This is a genomic window from Faecalicatena contorta (genome assembly GCF_003149105.1).
GTDB classification, from domain to species: Bacteria; Bacillota; Clostridia; order Lachnospirales; family Lachnospiraceae; genus Muricomes; species Muricomes contortus_C.
In genome coordinates this window covers 517190-540990 of sequence record NZ_QGDS01000001.1, presented here as the reverse complement: position 1 = coordinate 540990, position 23801 = coordinate 517190, and the positions used below count along the sequence as shown (strand labels likewise).

Genomic DNA, 23801 nt, shown 5'->3' with positions numbered 1-23801 from the left:
TTGGTATGTTGAAGGACGAGCAATTATTAGAAAAGCGGCTGATAGAACTGTCAAAAACCGCATATCACCGTGATATTATTACATATTCAGATTTTTTAAATTTGAATGAATTGAATATTTTACATTCTTTGCCGAAAGATAAACTTTATACAAGTTATGTGACTTTTGGCGGATATGACCTAGCAGAGCGTCAGATGGCAGCATTTTTACCTGATGCTCTTTCTTTTAGTGGAATGGATATGGAAGGTCTTGGATTTCCCTTTTCAGCTGTCAGTATTGTGCCTCTCCATGAAAAGTATTCCCAGGCACTTACACACCGGGATTACCTGGGGGCAATCCTTAATTTGGGGATTGAACGCTCAAAGTCAGGAGATATCCTGATTGAGGGAAATAAAGCAGTTCTTTTCATTCATAACGGATTAAGTGATTTTCTGCAGGAAGAGTTAACCCGGGTGAAGCATACAAGCGTAAAGCTTTGTAAGGTGAATCTCAGTGATTACCAGTATTCTCCCCGTTTTGAAGAGGTGAAGGGAACGGTTGCGTCCGTAAGGTTGGACAGCCTTCTTTCTTTGGCGTTTTCCTCCTCCCGTACGAAACTGGGCGGATTGATTGAAGGGGCTAAAGTATTTGTTAATGGAAGGCTTATGACAACAAACTCTTATCAGGTGAAGGAAGAGGATATTATTTCTGTCAGAGGCATGGGGAAATTTAAGTACAAAGGAATATTATCACGCACAAAAAAGAATAGGATTTTTGTAATCATCCATAAATATATATGAGAAAAATGAATAGCATAAGAAGGAAAAAGTATGAAGGATAAAAATATGAAATCTACCCGTAGTTATTTATTGGCTGTTCTGGGGTGTGTTGTGCTGATAGCGCTGGACCAGTTCACAAAATGGCAGGCTGTCCTGCATTTGAAAAATCAGGCGTCTTTCGTTATATGGAAAGGTGTATTCAAACTGGAATATTTGGAGAACCGGGGTGCTGCCTTTGGTATTATGCAGGACAAACAGATTCTGTTTGCAGCGGGTGCTGTCCTGATTGTTTGTCTGATTGGCTTTCTGTACGGAAGAATGCCTCATACTCCCCGTTTTTATCTGCTCCGTATTTGTTCCGTCATGGTATGTGCGGGTGCTATAGGTAATCTGATTGACAGAATCCGTCAGAATTATGTGGTAGATTTTTTCTATTTTGAGCTGATAAATTTTCCGATTTTCAATGTAGCTGACTGCTATGTAGTTGTTTCCTGTATTTTATTTGGATTTGCAATTCTGTTTTATTATAAAGAGGACGAGCTGAACTGTTTCACGCTGAAGAAAGGATAGGAGCAGATGGAAGAATTATATTTTACAGCAGATGTACCAGGGCTGAGAATTGACAAATTTCTCTCCAATGCTGTTCCTGATATTTCCAGGTCCTATATCCAAAAGCTGATTGACGGTGGTTCAGTTACGGTGAATGGAAATAATATTAAGTCTAATTATAAAGCAAACAGTGGGGATCAGATTATAGTGTGTCTTCCTGAACCGGAACCTTTGGACATTCTGCCCGAGGATATCCCCCTTGATATTTTATATGAGGACAGTGATATTTTAGTTGTTAATAAGCCAAAAGGGATGGTGGTCCATCCGTCATCCGGTCATTACAGCGGGACTCTTGTTAATGCAGTTATGTTTCATTGCAGGGAGAACCTGTCCGGTATCAACGGGGTGTTAAGACCTGGAATTGTGCACCGGATAGATAAGGATACGACCGGATCTCTGCTTATCTGTAAAAATGATGCATCCCACCGGGAGCTGGCAGAACAATTGAAAAAGCATGATATCACCAGAAAATATCATGCAATTGTGCATGGGAATTTGAAACAGGATATGGGGACTATTGACGCCCCGATAGGGCGCCACCCTGCAGACAGAAAGAAAATGAGTGTACATGCCCCTCACGGGCGCAGTGCGGTTACACACTACAAAGTTCTGGAACGTTTCGGAGGTTTCACTTACGTTGAATGTGAGCTGGAAACAGGGCGTACGCATCAGATCAGAGTCCATATGGCAAGTATCCGTCATCCTATATTGGGGGATTCTGTCTATGGCCCGGCAAAATGCCCGTTTAAATTAGAGGGACAGACACTCCATGCAAAGGTTTTGGGTATCAGACATCCATCTACGGATGAGTATATGGAGTTTGATGCACCTCTTCCGGAATATTTTTCGAAACTGCTGAATAAGCTGAGATAATTCAGGATGCACTTTTTGCATGCCTTCATGAATCAAATCTTGTAAAGATATGCAGTATCTTGTATAATTAGTATAAAGGAATTACCCATAAGCAAAGGAGAGCGACCGATATGAAAACAAATACGATTATTACAATTGGCAGACAATTTGGAAGCGCAGGCCGTGAGATTGGTTACAAGGTGGCTGATTATTTTGGGATTAAGTTATATGACAGAGAGATGCTGGCAAGAGCGGCAAAGGAAAGCGGGATCTGCGAAGAGATTTTTGAGAGTCATGATGAAAAACCTACCAACAGCTTTTTGTATTCTTTGGTGATGGATACTTATTCTATGGGATATTCTGGCAGTGCATATGCAGATATGCCTATCAATCACAAAGTGTTCCTGGCACAATTCGATGCAATCAAGAAAATTGCGGATGAAGGGCCCTGTATTTTGGTCGGCCGGTGTGCAGATTATGCCCTGGAATCTTATGATAATGTAGTCAGCGTATTTATACATGCAGATTTGGATGCACGTATCCGCAGAATCGCACGTATATACGACATTACAGACGCTAAGGCAAAAGACATGATTATTAAGACGGATAAAAGGCGTTCCAGTTATTATAATTATTACAGCAATAAGAAATGGTCTTCTTCTGAAAGTTATGAACTATGCCTCAACAGCTCGAAATTAGGAGTTGAAGGAACAGCAAAAGTGATTGAACAGTATGTAACGCTAAAGGAAAGCATTGCAGAGGCGGACAGAAAACTTTAGGCTACTATTTATAAGATTTTATCTATAAGTAATATGTGTATACAGTGAGCGTAATCTTTGGAGAGCTTAGAAGGAGCTGTTGCAAATTGATTGATTTTTAGTCAAGGAGTGCAGCTCCTTATCTTTTAGAACAAAAAATGGATGGGTCCCACATTTGTGGGATAACTATCCATTTTTTACGTACTTAATAAGTCTTTATGGAATTACACTATTTCTATTTTTGTAAAAACGCTTTATATGCTTAAATACAAATATAGAAATTAAAATTTCTATCGGAAGAATAAGCAGTTCCTTAAGGATTCGAACCGGAAGTAAAACACTGTAGGATTGGACATATAACACAGAGAGCCAATATGTGTTTAGAAGCATATTAATACAGATTGAACTAAGTAAATTTGAAATAATAAGTTTTTTATAGGTTAACTTGCTTTTATAAAGAAAAAAACCATAGATAATCCCATAGAGCATACTACTGATTGTAAAGCCTGGGAAAAAAGGCCCGGATGGCTTTATTATAAAACGAAGAATATCCGAAAGTATTCCGAATAAAATGCCCGTTACAGGGCCATAGAGGTAACAAATGACCTGTTGTGGCAGAATGTAAAAACTAACCCGAATATAATTACCCACGGATATGGAAAAGTTGCCAAGTACTATGGATATGGCTAATAAAATACCTGTATTTGCTATACAATTGATGTGAGTCATTTCTTGACAAGATTGTCTGATTTTATTCATAGTGATATTCTCCTTGGTGAGGAAACAACCATGCAATAAGCATTATGGTTCCCGCAGCTTTACAACCTGGGCAGCCTGTCTGCGCCGGTTTTCATCGATAGCTGCATAATGTTTTTTGGTAGTATTTACATCTTTATGCCCTAAAACATCGGCTACAAGATAAATATCCCCCGTTTCCTTATATAAAGCGGTGCCATATGTACTGCGAAGCTTATGGGGGGTGATTTTCTTGTTTGGCGTGATTTGGCGTGCATATTTCTTTACCATATTTTCCACAGCCTGCACACCGATTCTGCGCCTCTGTGTGGAGAGAAAAAGTGCATTTTCATGGCCGGGCAGGGGAGCAGCAGCTTTTCTTGTGGTGTACATATACATTTTCAGGGCATTCTCAACTTCCTCCCCAAAGTAAACAACCATTTCATTTCCTCCCTTGCGGGTCACTTTAATTCCATTGTTTTTAAAATCTACGTCTGTCAAATCTAGACCTACACATTCTGAGACACGAATACCAGTTCCCAACAGCAGGGTTAAAATTGCAAGATCCCGGTTCTTTGTTTTTTCAAAATAAACTTTTCGCTGGCCACTGAGATCATCCCCTCCATGCTCTACATATTCTAAGAGTGATGCAACCTCATCCGTATCCAGCCGGATAATTGCTTTATCATGAAGCTTTGGCATATCGACCAGCAGGGTTGGGTTTTTCTGAATAACCTGACGTTTAAAGAAATAAGAATAAAAGCTTCTCAACGCCGACATCTTGCGTGCAAGTCCTTTTTCCGTATTCGTAACCTGTTTATCCTCAGGACCCTTATAAACCTTCAGGTATTCCTGGTATTCCTCGATATCCACCGGCTCTATACGCTCCAAATCCTTTACAGTAAACATATCCATAGTGTGATTCTTGTATACAGGGTTATTTTCCAACAAAAAATGAAAGAATACACGGATGTCATAAGCATAAGATATCCGTGTTCTTGAGGAAGTCTTTGGCTCTATGGCACGAAAATAATCACGTGCAAACTGTGGCATTGTCCCAAGAATTTCTCGGAGTCTCAAAGTATTGTCAATGTAAGCTTGTTCATGATATGTTTTTGCTTCCCGGTCAGACATTTTCAAATCCTCCTTTACGCCTTAGTGATATGGGTGTTTCTGTGTTAAGTAGTTTATGTAGTAATAAAGTATATCATATTTGGAATTTCATGTCTATATCTTTTGGAAAAATCAGTATTTGTCGTATAGATGAATTTCTTTACTACTTGAATCAATTATAGTTGTTTAAGTATAATGTATTGCTCTCACATTGTAAATGAGGCAGCATACAGAATTATCTCTCTGTATGCTGCCTCGGGGTGAGTTTTATATATCAATACATGTAGGGATGTTATATTGATACCTTTTGTCAGGGAGTTCAAATGATAAAATTATTCCCGGATAAATTGAGTATCATTATACGCAATCATTAAATGGCGTCCGGCCTGAATCTCATCTGAACTCAGCGAGTTTAATTCCTTTAATGCTTTTATATAGGCAGGTACGGAATCATAGTCTTCAGTTATATATGTCTCAGCAATGTTCCACAATGTGTCACCCGGCTGAATTATAACACTTTTGTAGTATTTAAAATTAACAGGCTCTGCTTCCCGGCTGTCGCGTGCTGAAGTCAGGAGATTTCCAAATAATGTACATGTAATAAAGATAACAAAAACTGTAACTATACCTATGGTAACCAGTCTGTGTAATTGACGTTCCTCTTTTAAAATATTTACTTTTGAATTAGTTCTTTCCCTTTTCATTTTGCCACCGCCCCTGTGATATTCATGTCTGGATTTTACTCGAACGCGCGTTCCTTATATTAGAAATTATATTACACGAACAGACGTTTGTCAATACTTTCCCGGCAACTTTTCGAACGTATTTTCGTAACAAGTGTTTGCTTTTTGAATTCATATATGATAATATATTTAAAGAAGTATAATCATCCGGACAGATGGATTGAGAAAAGGAGGGCTACATGTCACAGGGCAAGATCAGCAAGAAGCAGTTAGAGATATTAGAGTACATAAAGGCACAGATACTGGAGAGAGGATTTCCTCCTGCGGTACGTGAGATTTGTGAGGCGGTGAATCTGAAGTCTACTTCTTCTGTACACTCCCATCTGGAAACTCTTGAAAAGAATGGGTATATCAGAAGGGACCCTACTAAGCCAAGAGCGATAGAGATTTTGGACGATACATTTAACCTGACAAGGCGGGAAGTTGTGAATGTTCCTTTACTTGGAAGTGTTGCTGCCGGAGAACCTTTATTTGCACAGGAAAATATTGAAAACTACTTTCCTATTCCTATGGAATTTATGCCGAACAAGCAGACTTTTATGCTTAGGGTAAAGGGCGAAAGTATGATTAATGCGGGAATCCTCAACGGCGACATGGTTCTGGTAGAGAAGGTACAGACGGCTTCCGACGGGGAGATGATAGTTGCTCTTGTGGAGGACGGGGCTACGGTAAAGACATTTTACAAAGAGAAAGGCGTTTACCGCCTCCAGCCTGAAAATGATAATATGGACCCGATTATAGTGAAGGAAGTAACTATTCTTGGAAAAGTAATCGGCGTGTTCCGTTTTATTTGAAAGGCTAGCGGAAATTTAATCTATAAATAAATAAGAGAAATGCCAAATGTGCTTCATCTGGCATTTCTCTTATTTATATCGTCATTTCTCTTATCTTTTTTATTTGATTGACTGCATGTTCGCTGAGCGTGGGCGGCTCCGGATAAGGGCGTGCAAGATAGTATCCCTGTAGGTAGTCTATACCCAATTCAATTACTTTGCTCATCTCCTGCTCCGTTTCAATGCCCTCTGCTATCATTTTAATATTCCGTTCTTTTGCGTAGGAAATTATGTTTTCTACAATCTTTTGTTTATCAATGTTAAGGTGAATTCCGGAAATAATCTCTCTATCAATTTTGATGTATTTCGGAGCAAGTTCGAGGAGAACCCGCTCGCCGTTATAACCACTGCCATAATCATCCAGGGCAAAATCTGAATTCCATCGGTTGACCAGAACACGCTTTACTTCCATTGCTTCTTTATTTATCTGTGAATCCTCTGTAATTTCGAAGACAAAATGATCCAGGTACCCTCTGCATTTCGTTTCAATTAATTCTATAGTCTGGTTATCTAATTTATAATCCGCCAGAGAATTGATGAAAACTTTGCAGTCAGAAGATATGACATTATTTCTGATAAATTGCATGTATGCGTGGGAAGCTTTCTTCCATGTAAGTTGTTCTATCTTGTCCAGCTTGTGCTCTTCTTTGGCTATTGACAATATTTCGTCTGGCCGCCTCAAAGTAGGCATAGTGCCTCTCATCAGGGCTTCATAGGCAAAAATTTCACCAGTGTGGGCATCAACGATTGGCTGGAAATAATATTCCACCTTCTCCTTTTCTATTAATTCAGAGAGTTCACGGCGATTCTGGGATATGTACTCTTCACTGTGGTATGCACCGATATCAAAATCACTGATTTCCCCTTTTGTAGAATGTTTGACCTGATACATTGCAAAGTCAGAATACTGTTGAAGCTGCTCATAATGAATAGAATCTCTGGGATACCAGGATATTCCTCCTGACATTTTTATTTTTTGAGGAATTCTGGGCGGTAGAAGGATGAATTCGGAGTCAATTCCTTCTCTTAGTCTGTTCAGTGCCTGATTAATCTCCTCCTCCGTGTCGTATCCATAGAAAAATAAGTGAAATTCATCTCCGGAAATTCGGGCAATGATTGTATCAGGAGGAGTATATTTCCGGAAGCATTCCGCGGCTGTCTGAATATACTTATCACCGTAATCATGTCCGTACTTGTCGTTAATATATTTTAGGTTATCCAGATCTATCATGACCAATGCTGCTTTTTTTAAGTGTTCTTTGCCTTTTTTAAAAAGCTGGGGCATAATACGCAGAAATGCTCTTCTGTTTTTTAGCCCTGTGAGCAAGTCATGGTCACGCTCATGTTCAATAAGCTGTTTTTCCTGAATGGTTTTTGTAATATCCTCTACAACGCCAATAACTCTTTTATCTTCTAATACAGAATAACTAAGTTTGATATAGGAATGCCGTTCCCCGTAAGGAACTTTATATAAGGTATAGCCATCAGACTCTTCCTTTTTATAAATATCGAAGGCTTTTAGTTGCTGCTGAAAAGAATGAATATCCAAACTATGGGTGGATACTTTATTTTCACCGAAAATATCAAAGAATCCATCTGTAATAAACAGTGTTCCAGTTGCCAGATTCATTTCAAACCCTGCAATCCTTATACTTGCTTTGTTTAGAATCTGGGTGAATTTTGTTGCTGAGTCGATTACATCACGGCTTAATTTCTCGATGGAAATTTCCATCTGGTCAAATTCATAGATATTCGTCCTCGGCAGATGGAGCTTTTTATGGGTATCCAGTTTCTGCATGTTTTTTGAAACAAGGTGAATGGGTCTGGTTATCATAAAACTTACAAGGGCACTGCCTGAAACTCCGATGATAATAGTAAGAAAAATTGCAATTGCAATGTAGGAAAGAATGTGGGTGGAAAACTCTGTAATATCCTTCTGCTTTACGGCACCTGCAAGTCCCCATTGCTCGGATTCAAAAGGCCCGTTAGAATCATATAGCTGGAGATATTCTATGTCCAGGAAATATTTTTCTTTGTCTTCAGACTGGAAATACAATGTCCCATCTTCTGCACGCTGTACATCAAATGGACGTACAGCAGATACTACACTGTTATCGGAAGAGAAAATAATTTGATAATCATCATTGTCTGCCTTCTTTGTCACTAATAAATAACAAGCGGCTTTGTTGTCCATTAATTCCTCGGCAGGAAGCAATGTGGATATATAGTCCAGAGTAATTTCCATTCCGATTACACCATATGTCTGCCCTTTTGAAGTTATAAGAGGCAGTGTATAGGAAATCATAAGCTTGTCATCTCCTTTAAGAACATGGGGAGGTGACCAGTAGCCCAATTGAGATAGTGAGGACGCATTTGGATTTTTGTAACTTTGCTCCTGGGGATTTAAAAGCAAATCGTAGACGCCCGGAGAGTCCGCATGGAACTCAAACTGCGGCTTCCAGCAGCGATCAGTTGAAATATCCAAATTGTGCACCAGTTCAACGGGACCTCTTTCAATTAATAAATCACTATTGCGAATGGATGGACTGGTTTCAGGATCCAAGTCTCTGAAATAAACACCCGGCTTGCGAAAAGAATCCTGTGTTCTCAGTTCCTCTGGATTATCGGTATTAAATGCAACAAAAACACCTGTTACTTTGTTGGCACGCAGCATGTCTATCAGATTATCAGAAATGTCCGAAAGAAGAGGATAACAGGCATCCGAGTTTTCATCGATGCGATTCAAATCAATTGTTCCGTTTTTGTTCAGCTCCTCTGCTCTTTGATTGATAAACTGTAGAGTATGAGACATATTAGACCAACTGTTTATCATTTCGTTCTGCAAGTAGCTGGCCCGGTTGATGACCTTTCCCTGAACGATGCCCTTTGCATTATCATTCAGTTCCTGAATTGCACCGCCAAATATAAAGGTTCCTGAAAGAAGAAGGACTTCCATTAAAGTCAGGAGGACCATAGGAATCAATATTCTATTCAGTATAGGCTGTGCCTTCTGCTTTCTCATGTGTATTCCTGTGCCTTTCTTCCTGAATACTGTGCTATTTCTACTTAACGTTAATCAGTGCTTCCAGAGATGACTTTGTGTCCTGATACCATCTATCAAAATTATCATCCGAAGTATATTTGCTGACTGCCTCTTGCCGGGACATTCCAGCTTGAATTGAGGCAACTACTTCTGCCCTGTCCTGAAACGCTTTATCAGATAGTGAATATTCCAGTATATTTCTGGCACTTGTCCCCTGTTCAAAGGCACGAGTTGTATACAAAGTGCTGTCTTCGATTTGCTGGAGAGAAGCATCCAGTACCTGTACTACACTATTATTTGCCTCCTGAAGGCTGCCCTCAATCAGCTCTTTATTATTTGCGTTTTTCTTTACCGGCAGGTAACCGGAAGAAACAGCAAAACGTATATTCTGCTCGGTATCTGTAAACCATTTTAGAAATTCTACAGAAGCTTTGATTTCAGCTTCGCTGCCTGCTTTCGTGACTACCATACCGGCTCCCTGCTGTACGGAAAATCTTTCACTATTTTCAAATTGGGGGCATTCAAAAGCCTGCATTTCAATGTCATATGTATGAGTATCATCCAGGGTAACCTGATCGGGGAAGAATGTAGCACCTGCTGAGGAACCGATAAAAGACAATATATTTCCTGTTTTAATGTCATCGCTGCGAAACTTGCCGGAAGAAGCAAAGTAACCATTGATGTAAGGAATATAGTAATTATCCCAAAGCCTGCGGATAACTTTCTTGTCAAAATTTAACGATGGAACACCATCTTTTATGGAAAAGATCTCTATACCCATTTGGCGTGCACCTATAATAAAATAATTTGCCATGGCATCCCTGCCAAAGAAGGCCTTTCCATCATCAGGTATTTCGGTGAGACTGTCCGTCCATTCATAATATTTTTGAGAAACTGCGGTAACTCCCCCTACCGTAGAGATATCTTTCAAAGAAGCGCCGGTTGCTTTGGAAAACTTGTCCCAGTCGGTTTTGTTAAGCATGAATACTTCGGTAGCTTTTGCAACGGGGAAGATTTTCAGACTGTCCTCGGATGAAAATCTTCCTTCGTCAATATAGCTGCTTATATACTCTTCTATTTCATCGTCGGTCATGTATTTTTTTAAATCAACAGCCAGTCCTCTTTTGTCCACGGCGTAGGCAGTATCTGCGTAGGCGGCGAATACATTGGGGATGTCTTTTGCTCCGACCTTTCCATCGATAGAGGCCATCACATTCTCCTCAAGGTCGCTTACGTTTCCGAGGCTGGATGCCTTTACCTTAATGCCCAGTTCACTGCCGTATCCTTCATTGAACTCTGAGACGAGCTTGTGCATTGCGTCTTGCTGTGCTCCATTATAATAATGCCATATTTCAATGGTCACAGGGTGGTCCGGGTCCAGAAGGCTTTCTTCTTCACTATTTATCATTTTTGCAGAAGAACAGCCGGGCATCAGGAAAAGGACCAGTACCATAAACAGGCTGGCAGTTTTCTTTAGTGTATATCTCATATAATATCCTCTCCTGTTTTATAAAGAAGTGATGTCTACATCTTTTCCGTCCCGCCAGATTCTCTCCAAATCATAGAACAATCTATTTTCCTTATCAAAGATGTGTACGATGATATCGCTGAAATCAAGTAAAACCCAGCTTCCGGTTCCGTAACCTTCCCGCTGTTTCAGTTCATATCCTTCTTTATGGAGACATTCCTCCACATGATCTACAAGGGCTTTAACCTGACTTTCGTTATTTCCGTTTGCAATAATAAAATAGTCTGCAAGGACAGAAACACCTGCAATATCAATAATTTTGATATCCTCTCCCTTTTTCTCGTCCAATGCATTGTAGGCAATACGTGCCATTTCTTTTGCTTTTTCCATAATATCCTCCCTTTATTTTTTTATATGATAATAGTCATATGTCCTGACCGTCATCGAATCAATCTTCCTGCCCGCATTTTCCAGATAGGAAATGGTCGAACCGGCACTTAAAGCGACGGCTTTATCAAGATTAGAAAACGCTGCATGCCTTACCTGCCTTAAAACAGGAATCTCCTGCCGTCCCGGCTCTATATAGTCTGCAATATATATGATTTTTTCCAGCAATGTCATACCGGGCCTGCCTGTAGTATGATAGGTAACCGCACTTAAAATATCCGCTTCTTTTATATTGTATTCATGTTCTGCAAGATACGCTCCAAGCTTTGCATGTATCAGTGCTGGCATCTTTAATTCAGAATCTGTAAGAATGATGCCATACTTTCTGCAAAGATTTATCTGCTCTTTTACAGAGCAGAATTTACCGCAGTCATGGAGGAGGCCTGCAAGCATGGCTTTGGAAATCTCTCCGCCGTGGCACATGGAAAGGGATGCTGCTGTGTACATAACCCCTACCGTATGCTTATACCGCTCTGGTTTTAATCGTTTCTCTAATTTCCTTTGAATTCCTGCAATATCTGTCATGATTTAATATCCTTATACAAATGATGCTCTTTGATATAATCCGCGACTTTATCCGGTACCATATAATGTACGGTGAGTCCTTTAGCCGCCCGGTTTCTTATAGTGGTAGAAGAAATTTCAAGCAAAGGGGCCATCAATAGCTCTATCTCTGCCTCATATTTTTTCTTGAGATATGCAATCTGCTTTTTCATATCCCTCACGTCCTTATCATCTCTCATTGCAGCCAGGATGGTACAGTAAGAAAAGATTCCCTCAAAATACTTCCATTTTTCAATAGAAAAAAGAGAATCTGCTCCTAATATAAAATAGAATTGATTGTCCGGATACATTTCATGAAATTCCAGCATTGTCTGGTAGGTATAAGAATGTATGCCTTCTTTAGCCTCATGCAGAGATAGTTTAAAATGAGGAGATCCACTGATAGCGGCCCGCACCATTTCAACTCTGTGCCCCAGGCAGGTATCCATTTCTCCCGTATCTTTATGGGGTGGATTGCCGTTGGGCAAGAACCAGATTTCATCAAGACTGAATTGTTCAAAGGCGAACTCTCCCAAAAGCAGATGCCCTATATGAATTGGGTCAAATGTGCCTCCCATAATACCTATTTTCATAACGTTTCTTTATGGAAGTACGATTTTCTTCTTGTCGTCCTTCCCCTCCTTGTATAGTACGATTTTTTTTCCGATAACCTGTACAACTTGTGAGCGTGTTCTTTCTGACACTAGGGCAGCCAGTTCTTTGGCATCATCCCCGCAGTTCTGCAACACACTGATTTTAATTAACTCCCGGGCATCCAGGGCCTCTGATATGGCTTCTGTAAGTCCTGGTGTTATACTGGATTTTCCAACTTGGAAAATCGGCTCCATTGTCATGGCAAGACTTTTTAAATAGGCTCTTTGTTTTGTTGTCATTATTTTTATATCTCCTGTTTACTTATAGTAATTAAATTGCAATCCATACATTTTAACCGTATCACCCTCCTGGATACCAGCCTTTTCCAATTCATTCAGAATGCCGGCATCTTTAAGGAACTTTTGGAAAAATGCAAATCCCTTTTCAGAGTCCAGGTTTGTATATCCCAGCATTTTCTCAATCTTAGGTCCTTCTACAACATACATGTCTTTTTCTTTTTCTACCGTATATGGAAGGTCTTCGTAAATCAACTCTTCTTCCGGGAAGTATTCCTGCTCAAATACAACAGGCTTTGTATCCATGCTTTGTAATTGTTCGCTTACATAATACAGCAGTTCCTGAATCCCCTGACCGGAAACTCCTGAAATCGGAAATACCCGTATTCCTTTAGGCTCGAATTCTGCTGTCAGCCTGTCCACCGGATTCTCATCACCTTCAAAAATCAGGTCGGTCTTATTAGCAGCAATAACCTGTGGACGTCCTGCTATCTCAGGATTATAGGCTTCCAGCTCCGCATTGATTTTGTAAATATCATCCACCGGATCACGTCCTTCTGTTCCTGCCGCATCTACCACATGAATCATCATCTTGGTACGCTCAATATGGCGTAGAAATTCGTGTCCCAGTCCTACACCTTCGGACGCTCCTTCAATAAGCCCCGGAATATCGGCCATCACAAATCCTTTAGCCCCTTCCAGGTCCACAACGCCCAGATTTGGATTCAAAGTAGTAAAGTGATAGTTCGCTATTTTCGGGTCCGCATTTGTTACTCTGGAGAGCAATGTAGACTTTCCTACATTGGGGAACCCAATCAGTCCCACATCCGCAATGACTTTCAGCTCCAGATTGACCTCAAGTTCCATAGCCGGCTTTCCTGGCTGGGCATATTTTGGCACCTGCATAGTTGCGGTGGCGAAATGCTGATTTCCAAGACCGCCCCGGCCTCCCTTTAAAACAACCTGGCGGCGGTTGCTGCCTGACATATCAGCAATGACTTTCCCTGTCTTTGATTCTTTTATTACTGTCCCTTCCGGCACCCGCAGTATAACGTCGTCTCCATTTTTTCCGTGGCAGCGCCGTTTTCCGCCTTGTTCGCCATCACCGGCAGCAAACTTTCTTTTATGTCTGAAATCTACCAGTGTGTTCAGGCCCTCATCCACTTCAAAAATTAAATCTCCGCCTTTTCCGCCGTCACCGCCGTCAGGGCCGCCATTAGGCACATACAGTTCTCTTCTGAAACTGCAGTGCCCATCGCCGCCCTTTCCGGATTTTATAAAAATTTTTGCTCTGTCTGCAAACATAGTCTATACCCTTTTCTAATTTATTTTTCACGCTTTCCAATTTTTCCTAATTATATCATAAGATAGTAGTTTTTACTATTGATAATTCCCCATCTTTATGGATTCTACACTTCCTACTATACAAAAAAGCCTCAGACTGTTAGGTCTGAGGCTGCTCATGCTTATGTCACTTAGGCTTGGTCTTTTCAAGCTTTAGTGGCAAAGTACATCCTGTGGGCTTAGGTGGGGTATTTTCACGCCTTAGTCACATGGATGTTTCCTTATAAGTTACATAAGAATGGATTATTCAGCTACAGGATAAATGGAAACCTGCTTTTTATCTCTTCCTTTTCTCTCATACCTGACAACACCGTCTGTTAAAGCAAACAGAGTATCATCATTGCCGCGCCCTACATTCACACCTGGGTGGATTCTTGTTCCGCGCTGTCTGTAAAGGATGTTGCCAGCTTTTACAAACTGTCCGTCAGCTCTTTTAGCACCTAATCTCTTAGACTCGGAGTCACGGCCGTTCTTGGAAGAACCAACTCCTTTTTTATGAGCAAAATATTGAAGGTTCAATTTCATCATGGTTGTTACACCTCCTTGAAGATAATATCAATGTATGGTTCATAATCGCTGTCATCTTCTATTTCCTGTAATCCAAGAATCATAGTTTTTAACAGCAATTCAGCATCATGTGTAGGCTTGCCTCCTGTAAAACGGAATTCAATCAGTCCCTGTGCATCTTCAGAATCGTCTGAAACTACAGAAATCTTGTCCGATGTATACCGTTCAATGGCATTCAGGGTGTTGATGATGAGTGCGGAAGCCGCAGCACATACAATATCCATGCCTTCATCAGCAAATCCGGCATGACCCTGTGCGTCAAAACCTACATATTCATGCCTGTCGGTTTTGTAAATAGTTACCTTAATCATTCTGCCACCTGTTAGGCATTGATTTTGTCGATTTTAACTGCAGTATACTGTTGTCTGTGACCATTTTTCTTATGGTATCCAGATTTTCTCTTATACTTGTAAACGATAACTTTTTTAGCTTTTCCGTCACCAATTACAGAAGCTGTAACTGTTGCACCGCTGACTGTTGGACTTCCAACAACAAGCTTGTCATTATTCACTGCAAGTACCTGGTCGAATGTATAAGTTTCTCCAGCTTCTACCCCAAGTTTTTCTACTTTAATGATATCGCCTTCGGCTACTTTGTACTGTTTACCACCTGTTGCTATAATTGCGTACATATGGCACCTCCTATTATCATTACTCGCCAATTATGGTGTCCAACCGATGGCAGGACTTTAAAACCTCATTGTGCGGCATACTGTAGTAGTATAGCATATAAAATTTTACAAAGTCAATAGTTTTCTGGCATTTTTGTCGAAAACCATGTCCTTCTCTTCTATTGTCAGGGGAAGGGCGTTTAAGTATGCAACTGATGCGGCCTGGCTGGCCCAGGGAGAGTCGGTTGCAAATAAAATTTTCTCCATGCCGTGATTCCGGCAAATCCGCATAAACTGATTATCCTCAATTGCGCCGAATACAACGGCAGTATCCAGATATATCTGCTTTCCGACGAGAAGCCGTTCTACATCATCCCAGCAGAAAAAGCCGCCAAGGTGAGCCAGTACCAGCTTTTCGGGCTGCACTTCATCGATGACCTCTGCAGCCATCTGCGGAGTGGAGTAAATGAAGTCAGGGTATCCGGGGTCATAGCCCGCATGTACACTAATAATAAGCCCCAGTTCTGATGCATAAGATACAATCCGTTTATAACGAATGTCATTGAACAGCGTTTCCTGATAGGCCGGATGAAGCTTGATGCCTTTCAATCCCATACTTTTTAACTCTCTAAGTTCCCCTTTGTAATCAGGGCTGTCCGGATGAATGCCTCCAAAAGAAAGGATATCCCCTTCCTGAAATTGTGATGCAAAGTAATTAACACTTTGAAACTGGGATGTTTTGGTTACAATCGGGAGGACAATGGACAGGTCTATTCCAGCCTCTCTTTCAGATTTCTCAAGCCCTGATGCAGTACCATCCGTAAAAGGGATGGTCTCAAATTTAGAACTTAAAAGGTCCAGTGTGGAGGCGGCAATTTTATCCGGAAAAATATGTGTATGAAAATCAATCATATGGCACCTCTACTTATCAAAATCATTCAGCTTATTATAGCAATATTCTATAATGCTTTTGCGTGTTATAATACCGATAAATTTATCCTGATCATCTACAACAGGTACAAAATTCTGGTTCATAGCTTTTTTAACAAGATCTTTCATATCTGCATCTGCGGCTACCACATCAAAATCCGCCTTCCGCGGGAAATCACGAATAAAAATTTTTTCGGCGCTTTTGAGATTTAAGTTTTTGTAATCCTTGATTCCCCAAAGCAGATCTCCCTCTGTAATCGTTCCTACGAATTCACCCTTCCTGTCCAGTACAGGGATAGCGGAGTATTTATGGTATTCCATTGTCTCCAAGACCTGACGCAGTGTGCAGTCATTGTAAATGTATGCAATTTCACTTTTCGGTTTTAAAAAGAACAAAATGTTCATAACGAACTTGCTGCCTTTCCTTATATTTGTGTTAATACAAAAATTTCATATAATGCTCTTATGGCATTTTTGAATTCATCATGTCTGACACCCACAATGATGTTCAGCTCACTGGAGCCCTGATCAATCATTTTTACATTGATATGAGCATGGGCCAATGCGGAGAAAATTCTTCCCGCAGTGCCTCGGGTTGCTCTCATACCCCGGCCTACAATGGCAATCAGTGCAAGATCAGATTCCAGTTCGATGTGATCTGGGCTTACTGCTTTGTGAATTGCTGAAAGGACGTTCTGTTCCTTTTCTTCAAATTCATCTTTATGAACAAAAATAGTCATTGTATCAATTCCGGAAGGCATATGTTCAATGGAAATGTCATTTTCTTCAAATACCTGCAGTACTTTGCGGCAGAATCCAATTTCAGAGTTCATCATGGCCTTCTCAATTGTAATCGCTGCAAAACCGTCTGTGCCGGCAATACCTGTAATGGTATATTTGGGCCTTCTGCATGTGCCCTCCACAATCAAAGTACCTTTATCTTCCGGGGCATTGGTATTACGTATGTTAATCGGAATACCCGCTTTTCTCACCGGGAAAATAGCATCCTCATGGAGAACGCTTGCTCCCATGTAGGAAAGTTCGCGAAGTTCTCTATATGTGATAGTTTCAATAGATTTTGCGTTTTTGACAATTCTTGGGTCCGCAATCAGAAAGCCGGATACGTCTGTCCAGTTCTCATACATATCAGCAGAAGCTGCCAACGCCACAAGAGACCCTGTAATATCAGAACCACCTCTGGAAAATGTTACAATGGTGCCGTCCTCTTTCGCACCGTAAAATCCTGGGATAACTGCACCGGCCGCCTGTTCCAGGCGTTTGGACAATAAATCATTTGTAGCAACATCATCAAAAGAACCATTCTCACGAAACCGAATGACTTCGGCTGCATCTACAAATTCAAATCCAAGATATGCAGACATGATTTTTCCGTTTAGATATTCCCCTCTGGAGGCGGCGTAGTCTCTTCCGGCCTTTTTATTAAAGTTTTCCTTGATAAGCTCAAATTCCTTGTCCAGAGAAATAGTCAGTTCCAGTCCGTCTATAATCTCATTATACCTATTCTGTATTGCAGAGAGTAAGTCTGTAAAATTCTTCTCCTTCACTGCGGCATCGTAACAGTTATATAATAAGTCTGTCACCTTAGTGTCACTTGAAAATCTTTTTCCCGGAGCGGATGGGATGACATATCTTCTTGATTCATCGGAGCGGATGATTTCGCCGACCTTTTGGAACTGGTCTGCACTTGCCAAAGAACTTCCGCCAAACTTTACTACTTTTTTCATTCTTATTCCTCCGTATACATATAAAGGGTAATCCTTTTCAAAATTTCTGCGTTCTCGGTACATTATTATAACGCAGTCCACTCCTCTTGTAAATCTCTTCTTTTTGATTTTTCTGCATTTTCTGACAAAATATCCTGCATATTCCCTTCTTTATCCAGCCAAAACTGGTTGTTTCTGCAAATTCAAACAATAACGTCTGCATATTCTCCCCGGGACGCCTTCTTTAAGTCATCCGGGGCCAGCTTCAGCTGCATCCCCAGTTTTCCGCCGCTGACACAGATGGCATTCAGTCCTGCAGCCGTTTCATTTATTATAGTAGGAAAGGCTTTTTTCATTCCTATAGCCGTACAGCCGCCCCGGACGTATCCGGTAACTGCGGTAATTTCTTTCACAGGAAGCATGTCTAAGGATTTTTCTTTTACAGCCTTAGCGGCTTTTTTTAAATCTAATTCTGCTTCAATGGGGATTACAAATACATAATGCGCCCCGCTTTTCCCTGTAGTTACCAGTGTCTTGTACACCATCTCATGGGGGAGGCAAAGTTTATCGGCTATTGCAATACCGTCAATAAACTCCTTGCATTCATAGGTCTGATATTCGTAGGCTATTTTATGGCTGTCCAATATACGCATGGCATTTGTTTTTAATTCTTTTTTACTCATTTGGTATCCTCCGTAGGTGTTTCATAGGGGTCAGACCCTTTTGAAAAGGGTCTGACCCCTTTGCTCTCCATATTCAGACTATTCAGACTTATTGGCGCAAAAGGGTCTGGCTTCTTATAAATCATCAAATAGACTGAGCTGTTCAATGATATAAGGTCTCTTATAACTTGCTATGATGTCCGGCATTTTGTAGATAACTTTGCGCTTTTGGCACTCCTGTGTGAATAACTCCCAAAGCTGCCTGGATCTTGGGCTCCTGCATTCATAGGAATTCCCAAAATGATGCCGGTATTTTGCAGCAAGGTCTTCTCCCGGAAATAATTGTTCCAGTTTTGTGTAATACCATTCTCTCTGGTTCTCGCGCAATGTGACTCCAAATGCAGGGTAAATGAACCGGGCGCCTGCATCCGCTGCTTTACGGACAATTTCACTGATATTTTTATTAGTGTCTTCCAGAAAGGGAAGTACAGGCATCAGCAGAATACCGGCATAAATCCCATGGTCGGATAGTTGACGGATAAGTTCGAACCTCTCCGAGGAGGGGGGGACGCCAGGTTCTATTTTTTGTGAGAGCATATCATCGGCTGTTGTAATTGTAATCTTACATAATACTGGAGAATGCTCTCTGATATCTGTCAAAATATCAATATCTCTTGCGAGCAGGGTGCTTTTTGTGGCGATAGCAACACCAAATTCAAAGGCATTGCACAATTCCAGGGCATGACGGGTCAGTTCCAGATCCTTTTCAAATGGATTATAGGGATCACTCATAGCTCCTGTGGAAACTACACCCCGCTTTGTCTTTCTGCGCAGCTCGTCCCGGATAATTTGCAAGGCATTGTCTTTTGCCCTCACTGTATCAAAAGATGTAATTCCATAACAGTCTGAACGGCTGTCACAGTAAATGCATCCATGGCAGCAACCCCGGTATATATTCATATTGTATTCTGTCCCAAACCAAAAGCTGGGATTTTTGGAACGGGTAATGATTGTTTTTGCAGGAATATATTCCATATCAACCTCTATAATACTCCCCTCTTCGACTAACGGGAAATATAAACTTGAATTTTAAGTGGTTTTAAGGTTGTATACAAGAATACAATTTATTTCCTAAAAATAAGTTTGCATATCGGAAATAAAAAGTTTTAAAAATTTATTGTATAATTGTATGCAATTTTAAAAAGTCAAAAAAATATAGGATAACTACTATACCTGTTTTTATTGAGTAAAGTAGGTCTCGTGCAAAGGTCTGCGGACTTTTTTTCGTGTTACTTCTACAAGCTGTAATTCTGTCACATCTACCAGTGTTGCCTGAATAGGGTCTTGGGCTAAATGATGGCGGAAAACCTTCAGCAATTCCTGGGTAGCGGCTTCGTCATCCAGATTAATGAAATCTACAATGATAATTCCTGAAAGATTTCTAAGGCGCAGTTGTTTTGCTGTTTCTTTTGCTGCTTCCAGGTTGATTTTCAAATAAGTTTCAAGGGGATTCTTTTTTGACACAAATTTCCCGGAGTTTACATCTATCACTGTTAAGGCCTCGGTATACTGGATAACCAGATAGGCGCCATTTTTCAGCCATACCCGCTGTCCAAGCGCACGTTCCAGAACGGGCTGGGTATGATACAAGCTTGCCAGGGAAAGCTGGCTGCCGTCATAATGTCTGAGTTTGTTCAAGTCCTCCGGCTGTTCCTTTTCGTAATAGTCTCTGATTTCTTTGTAAAGGTCCTCTCCTTCAATGATAATCTCTGTCAGTCCTTCGGTATAGACATTTTTTAAATCGGATATATAGGAAGGGGAAGACTGGGAAAGACAAGAAAAGCATGTTCGTGTCTGAGCAGTTTTCTTTATTTCATGGTAATTTTTTTCCAGGCTTTTGATTTCCTCTAAAATGTCAGAGAAGTCTGCCTCCTTTGCATTGGTGCGGATGATAATGCCGTATTCTTCATTCTTTAGAGGCTGAAGCCTTTCTTTTAACTCCATCCGCAGTGCTTTAGGGAGTTTCCCTGAAGTTCCGATTCTGGTATTTCCAGATGTCAGAATGGCATACCGGCCGTGAAAACTTAAATCACTGCTCACAGTCGGCGCCTTTGTTTTTACAGCTTCTTTGCTTATCTGAACAACTAGTTCATCCCCGGCACAAAGGGGTTTTTTACTGCTTTTATGAGTGAAAATGGCGTTCTCTGCCTGGTTCATGTCATAATAACATTCTACTTTATTATCAATTTCAATAAATGCGGCTCCGATATTAGGCACGATATTCTTTACTTTTCCTATATAAACATTGCCCAGGGCATGATTTGTGCCCCCTCCGTCTTCCAGAGTGCAGTGTATCTCGACAATATCATCATTTTCCAAAAGAAACATCCAGATTTTACTTTTTTCCTTCATCAGGAGGATTTTTCTTGAAATCATGCGGTCTCTATCTCCATTTCCCATCCCATATCTTCCAAAGGTTTTAACTCTCGTCCGCTGCCAGTTCCCACATCTGCATACATTTCCAGGCGGTGATGGTGAAAATCTACAGTTCCCCACTCCACCTCCAAAAACCGACAGAAGGCTTCCATAACAAGCTCTGGCTTTAGATTCTGAACGCTTCCTGCAGCAACCTGCATATAGAAACTGTTTTCATCTGATAGGGAACTGTGTTCCCTATCAGATGAAAACCCTCCGGGAGATCGCACTGCGGCGGCAGAGGAATTGTTGCTATCGCAACCTGCCGCAGGCGGAGAATCTTGCTTGCAAGATTCTTTCTTATTTGCTTCTAATTTATAAATCAAAGGCTTAATGTCTACCTCATTTTCGCTGCGCTTTGTCTGCTTCCATATCCGGATTTCCGGCTGTGCCAGGAATTCAGATATTTTCGCCTTCCAGCCGGCAGGCAGCGAGCCCTTCTTTAGCGTAGTAAGATAATCAGCAGCGGCTACAATTGCCATCCCTGTCATCTTCTTCTCTTCCCCAATCTGGCGAAAGCTTACGACTTCCATACCTTCCACCATAACATCATTGAGACGTTTTACGGCTTCCTTGCCGGAGATAGCCTCTTTCAGCTCAATATCAAAATACTCGCCGTCACTGGAATGGCCGATTCCTAAAGGACTTGCAAAGGACATAATCATATGAGGGCTGTATCCCTTAGTGAATGCAATGGGAATTCCAGCCCGTCTCATGGCCTTCTGAAAGAACCGCATCACATCCAGGTGCCCGATGAATCTCAGTGCACCATTTTTTTTGAATTTAATTCTAGCCTTCATAACAGACACCTCCTCCAAATTGTGCCGCACCGCAGCCGTAGCATTTGAGTCTGCAATTTGGCGTAATGGTACCTTGTACTGCTCTATCCCATTCTTGTTTCAGGAAGTTTTTGCTTACTCCGATATCAATAAAATCCCATGGAAGTAATTCATCCAGATCTCTTTCCCGGGTTGTATAAAATTCAATGTCTATATTTGTGTTTCGGAATGCCTCTATCCACTTTTCATTGCAGAAAGTTTCCGTCCAGGAGTCATAGAGACAGCCCAGCCTATACGCTTCCTCAATGACTTTTCCCACGCGTCTGTCACCCCGGGCAAATACACCTTCCAGTATTGTTACATCCGCGTCATGCCAGTTATATTTCAGACTTTTTCTGTTTAATTGCTCCTGAAATTCATGTTTCACCACATATGCACGGCGGATATATTCCTCGCTGCTGCACATGGCTGTCCACTGGAAAGGAGTAAATGGTTTTGGTACAAAGAAAGAAGAACTTGCAGTAATCTGACATTTTCCATGGCGCTCTTCCTTAGGTATTTCATAATATCTTCTGGCAATCCTGTCTGACAGTCTTGCGATTTCTTTCATATCTTCATCTGTCTCAGTAGGCAGTCCAAGCATGAAGTATAATTTTACTTTAGACCAGCCTCCTTCAAAAGCTTGTCCTGCGCCATCCAAAATCACTTCCTCCGTCAGGCCCTTATTGACAACATCACGGAGTCTTTGGGAACCTGCCTCCGGTGCAAAGGTAAGGCTACTTTTTTTGATGTCCTGTACCTGGCGCATTACATCCAGTGAAAAGGCATCAATACGCAGAGACGGCAGGGAAATATTTACACCCTCTCCATGGAACTCTTCTATCAAAAAGTTCACCAGCTCCTTCAGTCCAGAGTAGTCACTGGAACTTAAAGAACTTAATGAAATCTCTTCATGTCCTGTATTTTTCAGCATGGCGCGGGCATATTCTTTAAGAGTTTCCAAATCTCTCTCCCGGGTTGGCCGATATAACATTCCTGCCTGGCAGAATCTGCATCCCCGGATGCAGCCGCGCTGGATTTCAAGGACAACCCTGTCCTGGGTTGCTTTGATGAAAGGAACGACAGGTGCCATAGGATAAGGGGCGCCGGTCACGTCCATAACAATCTGCTTTTTGATTTTTTCGGGTACTGACTGTATTTTTCTGGTAAAGGATTCCAGAAGTCCATTCTCGCTGTAGGATGCTTCGTAGAATTGTGGAACATAGATTCCTTCTATACAGGCAGCCTTCTCCAGAAACGTCTCACGGCTTGTCCCTTCTAAACGGCAGGACTTATATAAATCCAGCAATTCATCGTAAACGGTCTCACCTTCGCCGATATAGAATAAATCAAAAAATTCTGCCAGAGGTTCGGGATTGTACGTGCAGGGTCCCCCGCCGATGACAATCGGATGCTCCCATGTGCGTTCTTCACTGTGAACCGGAATCTGACTCAAGTCTAATATTTGCAGGATATTCGTATAACACATCTCATACTGAATTGTAATTCCTAGAAAATCAAAGTCTTTGACAGGGTCCTGGGATTCCAGTGCGAACAGAGGAATCTGCTCCCTGCGCATGACCTTATCCAAGTCTATCCAGGGGGAGTAGACTCTTTCGCACCATACGTCCTCACGCTGATTGAACATATCGTATAAAATCTGAATTCCAAGATGTGACATTCCAATCTCGTATACATCCGGGAAGCATATAGCAAAGCGCACGTCCACTTTACCCGCGTCCTTATTTACCGAATTCACCTCATTGCCGATATAGCGGGCAGGCTTCTCGATTTCTAGTAATATTTCATCATTTAAAGCAAGTTTTCTCATGTTTTTCCTCTCATGTTTTGTTACTATTTGCAATTTCGGAATTGCTGT

At 41.2% G+C, this 23801-nt stretch carries 26 protein-coding genes; 5 read left to right on the top strand and 21 right to left on the bottom strand.

Going from position 1 to position 23801, the window contains the following annotated elements; genetic code table 11:
• The first annotated feature begins 5 nt into the window (after positions 1 to 5).
• From A8805_RS02585 to A8805_RS02570, 4 genes are all read left to right on the top strand, one after another.
• Positions 6 to 779 carry a YlmH/Sll1252 family protein gene (locus tag A8805_RS02585; RefSeq protein ID WP_109708634.1) on the top strand — a complete coding sequence of 258 codons (774 nt, stop codon included), beginning with the start codon at positions 6 to 8 and terminating at the stop codon, positions 777 to 779.
• A gap of 30 nt (positions 780 to 809) precedes the next feature.
• The gene (gene lspA, locus A8805_RS02580; RefSeq protein ID WP_109708633.1) at positions 810 to 1328 is read left to right on the top strand and encodes a signal peptidase II; all 519 of its coding nucleotides are present in this window, start codon (positions 810 to 812) and stop codon (positions 1326 to 1328) included.
• Between the two features lie 6 nt (positions 1329 to 1334).
• Positions 1335 to 2240: an RluA family pseudouridine synthase gene (locus A8805_RS02575; RefSeq protein WP_109708632.1), complete on the top strand. Its 906-nt coding sequence runs from the start codon at positions 1335 to 1337 to the stop codon at positions 2238 to 2240.
• A gap of 110 nt (positions 2241 to 2350) precedes the next feature.
• Positions 2351 to 2998 (top strand): AAA family ATPase, encoded by a 648-nt coding sequence (locus tag A8805_RS02570; RefSeq protein ID WP_109708631.1) that lies wholly within the window; start codon positions 2351 to 2353, stop codon positions 2996 to 2998.
• Positions 2999 to 3193: 195 nt separating this feature from the next.
• Here the strand turns inward: A8805_RS02570 and A8805_RS02565 are convergent, their stop codons facing one another.
• The 3 genes from A8805_RS02565 to A8805_RS02555 all read right to left on the bottom strand — a co-directional run bounded on the left by A8805_RS02565 (position 3194) and on the right by A8805_RS02555 (position 5529).
• Positions 3194 to 3736 (bottom strand): folate family ECF transporter S component, encoded by a 543-nt coding sequence (locus A8805_RS02565; RefSeq protein ID WP_109708630.1) that lies wholly within the window; start codon positions 3734 to 3736, stop codon positions 3194 to 3196.
• Positions 3737 to 3778: 42 nt separating this feature from the next.
• Complete coding sequence (locus A8805_RS02560) at positions 3779 to 4846, bottom strand: tyrosine-type recombinase/integrase (RefSeq protein WP_109708629.1); 1068 nt, start codon at positions 4844 to 4846, stop codon at positions 3779 to 3781.
• A gap of 311 nt (positions 4847 to 5157) precedes the next feature.
• Positions 5158 to 5529, bottom strand: coding sequence for a LysM peptidoglycan-binding domain-containing protein (locus A8805_RS02555; RefSeq protein ID WP_109708628.1), 372 nt, complete (start codon positions 5527 to 5529; stop codon positions 5158 to 5160).
• A gap of 218 nt (positions 5530 to 5747) precedes the next feature.
• On the opposite strand from A8805_RS02555, the gene lexA reads away from it, so the two are divergent.
• A complete protein-coding gene (lexA, locus tag A8805_RS02550; RefSeq protein ID WP_109708627.1) occupies positions 5748 to 6362 on the top strand; it encodes a transcriptional repressor LexA in 615 nt (204 codons plus the stop codon).
• Between the two features lie 73 nt (positions 6363 to 6435).
• Here lexA and A8805_RS02545 read toward each other — a convergent pair whose 3' ends face one another.
• The 18 genes from A8805_RS02545 to A8805_RS02460 form a co-directional block, all read right to left on the bottom strand.
• Entirely contained in the window at positions 6436 to 9423 is a 2988-nt protein-coding gene (locus A8805_RS02545) for an EAL domain-containing protein (protein WP_109708626.1), read from the bottom strand.
• A 40-nt stretch (positions 9424 to 9463) separates the two neighbouring features.
• Positions 9464 to 10933: an extracellular solute-binding protein gene (locus A8805_RS02540; protein ID WP_109708625.1), complete on the bottom strand. Its 1470-nt coding sequence runs from the start codon at positions 10931 to 10933 to the stop codon at positions 9464 to 9466.
• 18 nt (positions 10934 to 10951) lie between these two features.
• Positions 10952 to 11302: a ribosome silencing factor gene (gene rsfS / locus A8805_RS02535; RefSeq protein WP_109708624.1), complete on the bottom strand. Its 351-nt coding sequence runs from the start codon at positions 11300 to 11302 to the stop codon at positions 10952 to 10954.
• A 12-nt stretch (positions 11303 to 11314) separates the two neighbouring features.
• Positions 11315 to 11884, bottom strand: coding sequence for a bis(5'-nucleosyl)-tetraphosphatase (symmetrical) YqeK (gene yqeK, locus A8805_RS02530; protein ID WP_181392714.1), 570 nt, complete (start codon positions 11882 to 11884; stop codon positions 11315 to 11317).
• Complete coding sequence (nadD, locus tag A8805_RS02525; protein ID WP_109708622.1) at positions 11881 to 12495, bottom strand: nicotinate-nucleotide adenylyltransferase; 615 nt, start codon at positions 12493 to 12495, stop codon at positions 11881 to 11883. The genes yqeK and nadD overlap by 4 nt, the downstream gene beginning before the upstream one ends.
• 9 nt (positions 12496 to 12504) lie before the next feature.
• Positions 12505 to 12795 carry a ribosome assembly RNA-binding protein YhbY gene (gene yhbY / locus A8805_RS02520; RefSeq protein ID WP_109708621.1) on the bottom strand — a complete coding sequence of 97 codons (291 nt, stop codon included), beginning with the start codon at positions 12793 to 12795 and terminating at the stop codon, positions 12505 to 12507.
• An 18-nt stretch (positions 12796 to 12813) separates the two neighbouring features.
• The gene (gene obgE, locus A8805_RS02515) at positions 12814 to 14097 is read right to left on the bottom strand and encodes a GTPase ObgE (protein ID WP_109708620.1); all 1284 of its coding nucleotides are present in this window, start codon (positions 14095 to 14097) and stop codon (positions 12814 to 12816) included.
• Between the two features lie 282 nt (positions 14098 to 14379).
• A complete protein-coding gene (gene rpmA, locus A8805_RS02510; RefSeq protein WP_109708619.1) occupies positions 14380 to 14664 on the bottom strand; it encodes a 50S ribosomal protein L27 in 285 nt (94 codons plus the stop codon).
• Between the two features lie 5 nt (positions 14665 to 14669).
• Complete coding sequence (locus A8805_RS02505) at positions 14670 to 15014, bottom strand: ribosomal-processing cysteine protease Prp (protein ID WP_109708618.1); 345 nt, start codon at positions 15012 to 15014, stop codon at positions 14670 to 14672.
• An 11-nt stretch (positions 15015 to 15025) separates the two neighbouring features.
• Positions 15026 to 15334 carry a 50S ribosomal protein L21 gene (rplU, locus tag A8805_RS02500; RefSeq protein ID WP_109708617.1) on the bottom strand — a complete coding sequence of 103 codons (309 nt, stop codon included), beginning with the start codon at positions 15332 to 15334 and terminating at the stop codon, positions 15026 to 15028.
• A gap of 105 nt (positions 15335 to 15439) precedes the next feature.
• The gene (locus A8805_RS02495) at positions 15440 to 16225 is read right to left on the bottom strand and encodes an amidohydrolase family protein (protein ID WP_109708616.1); all 786 of its coding nucleotides are present in this window, start codon (positions 16223 to 16225) and stop codon (positions 15440 to 15442) included.
• Between the two features lie 9 nt (positions 16226 to 16234).
• On the bottom strand, positions 16235 to 16648 hold the full coding sequence (locus A8805_RS02490) for a CBS domain-containing protein (protein WP_109708615.1): 414 nt from the start codon (positions 16646 to 16648) through the stop codon (positions 16235 to 16237).
• A gap of 20 nt (positions 16649 to 16668) precedes the next feature.
• Positions 16669 to 17988, bottom strand: coding sequence for an aspartate kinase (locus tag A8805_RS02485; protein ID WP_109708802.1), 1320 nt, complete (start codon positions 17986 to 17988; stop codon positions 16669 to 16671).
• A 182-nt stretch (positions 17989 to 18170) separates the two neighbouring features.
• The gene (gene ybaK / locus A8805_RS02480) at positions 18171 to 18650 is read right to left on the bottom strand and encodes a Cys-tRNA(Pro) deacylase (RefSeq protein ID WP_109708614.1); all 480 of its coding nucleotides are present in this window, start codon (positions 18648 to 18650) and stop codon (positions 18171 to 18173) included.
• Positions 18651 to 18764: 114 nt separating this feature from the next.
• Positions 18765 to 19664 (bottom strand): SPL family radical SAM protein, encoded by a 900-nt coding sequence (locus A8805_RS02475; RefSeq protein ID WP_109708613.1) that lies wholly within the window; start codon positions 19662 to 19664, stop codon positions 18765 to 18767.
• A 204-nt stretch (positions 19665 to 19868) separates the two neighbouring features.
• Positions 19869 to 21062, bottom strand: a complete 1194-nt coding sequence (locus tag A8805_RS02470; RefSeq protein ID WP_109708801.1) for a ribonuclease E/G — start codon at positions 21060 to 21062, stop codon at positions 19869 to 19871.
• A complete protein-coding gene (locus A8805_RS02465) occupies positions 21062 to 21904 on the bottom strand; it encodes a TIGR03936 family radical SAM-associated protein (protein ID WP_109708612.1) in 843 nt (280 codons plus the stop codon). The genes A8805_RS02470 and A8805_RS02465 overlap by 1 nt, the downstream gene beginning before the upstream one ends.
• Positions 21894 to 23753 (bottom strand): TIGR03960 family B12-binding radical SAM protein, encoded by a 1860-nt coding sequence (locus A8805_RS02460; RefSeq protein WP_109708611.1) that lies wholly within the window; start codon positions 23751 to 23753, stop codon positions 21894 to 21896. Before A8805_RS02460 ends, A8805_RS02465 begins: the two co-directional genes overlap by 11 nt.
• Positions 23754 to 23801: the final 48 nt, after the last annotated feature.

What these genes read in the sequence shown, in the direction of transcription:
- lexA (WP_109708627.1), top strand. Translation starts at nt 5,748, where the DNA reads ATGTCACAGGGCAAGATCAGCAAGAAGCAGTTAGAGATATTAGAGTAC.
- rsfS (WP_109708624.1), bottom strand. Translation starts at nt 11,302, where the DNA reads ATGGAAAAAGCAAAAGAAATGGCACGTATTGCCTACAATGCATTGGAC.
- rplU (WP_109708617.1), bottom strand. Translation starts at nt 15,334, where the DNA reads ATGTACGCAATTATAGCAACAGGTGGTAAACAGTACAAAGTAGCCGAA.
- A8805_RS02540 (WP_109708625.1), bottom strand. Translation starts at nt 10,933, where the DNA reads ATGAGATATACACTAAAGAAAACTGCCAGCCTGTTTATGGTACTGGTC.
- rpmA (WP_109708619.1), bottom strand. Translation starts at nt 14,664, where the DNA reads ATGATGAAATTGAACCTTCAATATTTTGCTCATAAAAAAGGAGTTGGT.
- A8805_RS02555 (WP_109708628.1), bottom strand. Translation starts at nt 5,529, where the DNA reads ATGAAAAGGGAAAGAACTAATTCAAAAGTAAATATTTTAAAAGAGGAA.
- lspA (WP_109708633.1), top strand. Translation starts at nt 810, where the DNA reads ATGAAGGATAAAAATATGAAATCTACCCGTAGTTATTTATTGGCTGTT.
- A8805_RS02475 (WP_109708613.1), bottom strand. Translation starts at nt 19,664, where the DNA reads ATGGAATATATTCCTGCAAAAACAATCATTACCCGTTCCAAAAATCCC.
- A8805_RS02565 (WP_109708630.1), bottom strand. Translation starts at nt 3,736, where the DNA reads ATGAATAAAATCAGACAATCTTGTCAAGAAATGACTCACATCAATTGT.
- A8805_RS02575 (WP_109708632.1), top strand. Translation starts at nt 1,335, where the DNA reads ATGGAAGAATTATATTTTACAGCAGATGTACCAGGGCTGAGAATTGAC.
- A8805_RS02490 (WP_109708615.1), bottom strand. Translation starts at nt 16,648, where the DNA reads ATGAACATTTTGTTCTTTTTAAAACCGAAAAGTGAAATTGCATACATT.
- A8805_RS02495 (WP_109708616.1), bottom strand. Translation starts at nt 16,225, where the DNA reads ATGATTGATTTTCATACACATATTTTTCCGGATAAAATTGCCGCCTCC.
- obgE (WP_109708620.1), bottom strand. Translation starts at nt 14,097, where the DNA reads ATGTTTGCAGACAGAGCAAAAATTTTTATAAAATCCGGAAAGGGCGGC.
- A8805_RS02460 (WP_109708611.1), bottom strand. Translation starts at nt 23,753, where the DNA reads ATGAGAAAACTTGCTTTAAATGATGAAATATTACTAGAAATCGAGAAG.
- A8805_RS02465 (WP_109708612.1), bottom strand. Translation starts at nt 21,904, where the DNA reads ATGAAGGCTAGAATTAAATTCAAAAAAAATGGTGCACTGAGATTCATC.
- nadD (WP_109708622.1), bottom strand. Translation starts at nt 12,495, where the DNA reads ATGAAAATAGGTATTATGGGAGGCACATTTGACCCAATTCATATAGGG.
- ybaK (WP_109708614.1), bottom strand. Translation starts at nt 18,650, where the DNA reads ATGAGTAAAAAAGAATTAAAAACAAATGCCATGCGTATATTGGACAGC.
- yqeK (WP_181392714.1), bottom strand. Translation starts at nt 11,884, where the DNA reads ATGACAGATATTGCAGGAATTCAAAGGAAATTAGAGAAACGATTAAAA.
- yhbY (WP_109708621.1), bottom strand. Translation starts at nt 12,795, where the DNA reads ATGACAACAAAACAAAGAGCCTATTTAAAAAGTCTTGCCATGACAATG.
- A8805_RS02505 (WP_109708618.1), bottom strand. Translation starts at nt 15,014, where the DNA reads ATGATTAAGGTAACTATTTACAAAACCGACAGGCATGAATATGTAGGT.
- A8805_RS02585 (WP_109708634.1), top strand. Translation starts at nt 6, where the DNA reads ATGTTGAAGGACGAGCAATTATTAGAAAAGCGGCTGATAGAACTGTCA.
- A8805_RS02560 (WP_109708629.1), bottom strand. Translation starts at nt 4,846, where the DNA reads ATGTCTGACCGGGAAGCAAAAACATATCATGAACAAGCTTACATTGAC.
- A8805_RS02570 (WP_109708631.1), top strand. Translation starts at nt 2,351, where the DNA reads ATGAAAACAAATACGATTATTACAATTGGCAGACAATTTGGAAGCGCA.
- A8805_RS02545 (WP_109708626.1), bottom strand. Translation starts at nt 9,423, where the DNA reads ATGAGAAAGCAGAAGGCACAGCCTATACTGAATAGAATATTGATTCCT.
- A8805_RS02485 (WP_109708802.1), bottom strand. Translation starts at nt 17,988, where the DNA reads ATGAAAAAAGTAGTAAAGTTTGGCGGAAGTTCTTTGGCAAGTGCAGAC.